Origin of the sequence: Bacillus sp. SM2101 (assembly GCF_018588585.1) — a bacterium.
Classification (GTDB): Bacteria; Bacillota; Bacilli; order Bacillales; family SM2101; genus Nanhaiella; species Nanhaiella sioensis.
On record NZ_JAEUFG010000076.1, the window covers coordinates 1 to 2,953 of the forward strand.

General features: G+C 33.1%; 3 protein-coding genes. 2 read left to right on the forward strand and 1 reads right to left on the reverse strand.

Translation table 11 applies throughout. From position 1 onward, the window contains the following. The first annotated feature begins 622 nt into the window (after window positions 1–622). Window positions 623–1,393 carry a geobacillin-26 family protein gene (locus tag JM172_RS24130; protein WP_214484932.1) on the forward strand — a complete coding sequence of 257 codons (771 nt, stop codon included), beginning with the start codon at window positions 623–625 and terminating at the stop codon, window positions 1,391–1,393. 577 nt (window positions 1,394–1,970) lie between these two features. Continuing rightward, window positions 1,971–2,111 (forward strand): hypothetical protein, encoded by a 141-nt coding sequence (locus tag JM172_RS24135; RefSeq protein ID WP_214484933.1) that lies wholly within the window; start codon window positions 1,971–1,973, stop codon window positions 2,109–2,111. Window positions 2,112–2,116: 5 nt separating this feature from the next. Here the strand turns inward: JM172_RS24135 and JM172_RS25330 are convergent, their stop codons facing one another. After that, entirely contained in the window at window positions 2,117–2,704 is a 588-nt protein-coding gene (locus tag JM172_RS25330) for a hypothetical protein (RefSeq protein ID WP_214484934.1), read from the reverse strand. Window positions 2,705–2,953 lie beyond the last annotated feature (249 nt).

Sequence of the window (2,953 nt, forward strand, 5' to 3'; positions counted from 1 at the left end):
GCCCGCCACCTAACTGTCTACGCTTAAAGACTAAAGTTACCTTTAGTCCTCCAAGACTCGCTACGAGTGAATGGCTAATTCTTACTCGACGGGAATCCCACCCGTTATATGATATTACCTAAGCTCGGCCGCACAATTGCGCCATATTGTTGAGTAACATTTAATTTAGTAAACAGAACTCAACTTGTGTTTAATTACTCCTCATTTTGCAAAAACTTTTTATGCAAAAAATTCGGGAAATAATTAAATTACCCCTCTTCAAAACCTATATAATTTTGGATTAAATTTTAATTCTAGAAAATACTGTAATACCAGCGTTTGTGAAAAAGTGTTACTTCCTATAGTGGTCATTATGTAAACTAGATTTGAATATGGTATTCATTGATATGCACTTATAAGAGTTTTTAATTATAACAAATTAAAATCTAGTAACATTTGATTATTTTTACAAGATAACCCATTTATATATATCGTGGGGGCTGGTATCAAAGTATGTATGTACTTAGCTAGTTATTAATTAGTAGAACTAACCTATTTACGAAAAAAATTCCATATGGGATATTTATTTAGAGGGCTCTCGCTTACAAACTATTTACAAAAATCTAAATCGGATGTTATGTTTATGAAAAAGGTAAAATTATTAGTTTCTGTTGCTTTAATAACGATATTTGCATTTATCATGCCCTTAGCACATGCTAATGCCCAATCCGTTACGAGTGTTCCACTTCCTAAAGAAGGAACTGAGATGATTTTTGAGGATGGTGTTAGTGCTAAAATACTTGTTGATAATGCAAAGGAAAGAGTAGTAGAAACAGAGGACGAATCCAATATATATGTGGTATCATATAATAAAGATAGTCAAGAAATGACATTTGAAACCTATGATTTAGACAGAAATTTATTAAAAACGGAATCACTTGATGAATATGCTACTGCAGAGGAAGAAGTAACTGAAGGCAAACTCCCAGCTCTTGAGAAGTCCTTAGTTTCTTCGACTCTATCTGCAGATCTAGTAAGAAAGAATACATTAAATGACGTATATGGTTATTGGGTTTATAATAATGTTCCATCAGGTTATGTTTGGGTTCTCAAGTTACGAACGGGTGTTTCAAAAAACCCAATAGAAACAACTAATAACAAAACAGATTTATTTGCCTTTAAAGCTTCTGTTGATACATTCATGAAAAATAAAGATGATATAGTTCAGAAAGTAGGTACTGGTATAATTTCTACAATTGCCTCACTATACCTTGTTCCAGAACTAGTTTGGTCTAAGACGTTAGCTGCTTTATTAACAATTGTTTCATCGGCGATAGCCTACTCAGAAGGAAAGGCAATGTATAATGCCTATCAGGACTCTATTTTCTACTTTGATAGAGTATCTATCTCTTAATAAAATAAAGGTTGTGATATTTTGTTAAGAGAAATATCAATTCTTGTTATCCTATTCATCATTTTGATTATTGTCGCTAAGAACAGAAGCTTGTCATCAGGTATGATTATGTTCTTTATAATATGCTACGGTGCACTAATCGTTTTTTTAATAGGGTGGATGGTTTACCTTAGATAACATATGTATCTGTAATATATTGAAATTCTTAGTATTATTTTTAAAATATCATATTTTTATTGCTATTTAGCTACAAAGTATACAAAAATAAACCGGCTTCTTCTAATAGGAAGAAGATCGGTCTATTTTTGTTGTTTTTACAATGTTAGAATTTATAGTGTTGGCTTTTAATAAGAGAGAGGTTTTTTCGCAAAGTATTGAATTGCTGTAATTACACATTTACCATTAAGTTCCTATAGTTATCATTATGTAAACTAAGTTTGTATATCTTATTCAATGATATACAAAGAAGCTGAAAGTTCATTAACAGCTTCTTTGACTTTTGTACACCTAAGATAATTGAATAACCTGCAGTGAAAGGGTAGTAAAATCTACAGAAGTTCCTGGCATGTCGGTGTCTATGACAGTAGAAACTACATCACCCCCAGTTAAGGTACGAATGGTGGTTCTTGAGAGTGGGAAATCTATCAGCCCTGAGTTAGAATCAAATATAAATAGTCTTGTATCATCCCGAGTTACGCCATTAATTGTTAAAAAATGAGTGTATCAACTTAATCTAATTACATTAAGAACTGGATCAGAATAAACTGGGGTATTAGCACCAACACTATCAACAGTTGGTGTATCAACTGTTATTATGTCATTCACTGCATTACTATATAAGACAGTTTTAGCTATCGGAATTTCAATCGCACCACCAGAGGTGTTTTCTATATCTAAATTCCCTCCAGTTATCACAGTGCCATTTGCACTAATTTGAAAGAATATCCTTTCTGTATCTTCTAAATCACAGTATGCTCCGAATGAAATTTCATAAACCCCAGATTCAGTTAGTTGGATACTTTGATTACCCATTGGCACAGTTATATTTTCACAAGGTCCCAGATTTCCAAAAGATACAGTACCATTATCTTGTGCCGGTACTCCACCGGGGGATCCATTTATTTGACAGAATCCTAATGCGGTACCTGGTGGTCCTGATGGTCCCGTTGATCCTGTTGCTCCAGTAAGTCCTTGAATTCCCATTGTCCCCTGTGGTCCTTGAGGACCTTGAGGACCTTGTTTCCCCGGTGGTCCCTGTGGTCCCTGTGGTGGTGGTGGAACAACTCTACATTTACAATCTTTATCTTTCATTAGTATTTTCACCTTCTATAATTGTATTTACTTTATATTTTATGGATATTTGTTATAGAAGGTTGGACTAACATATATAACGTTACTAAAATGTGTAGAAGTCTATGTTAATTATGTATTTTCAAATAAGTTCCTATAGTTGCTATTATGTAAACTAGAATTGAATATGTTATTCATTGATATACAAACATATAACAGCTAAAAAGTAGGAATAGTACACTTATTCCTACTTTTTGTGCTTTTATGGGA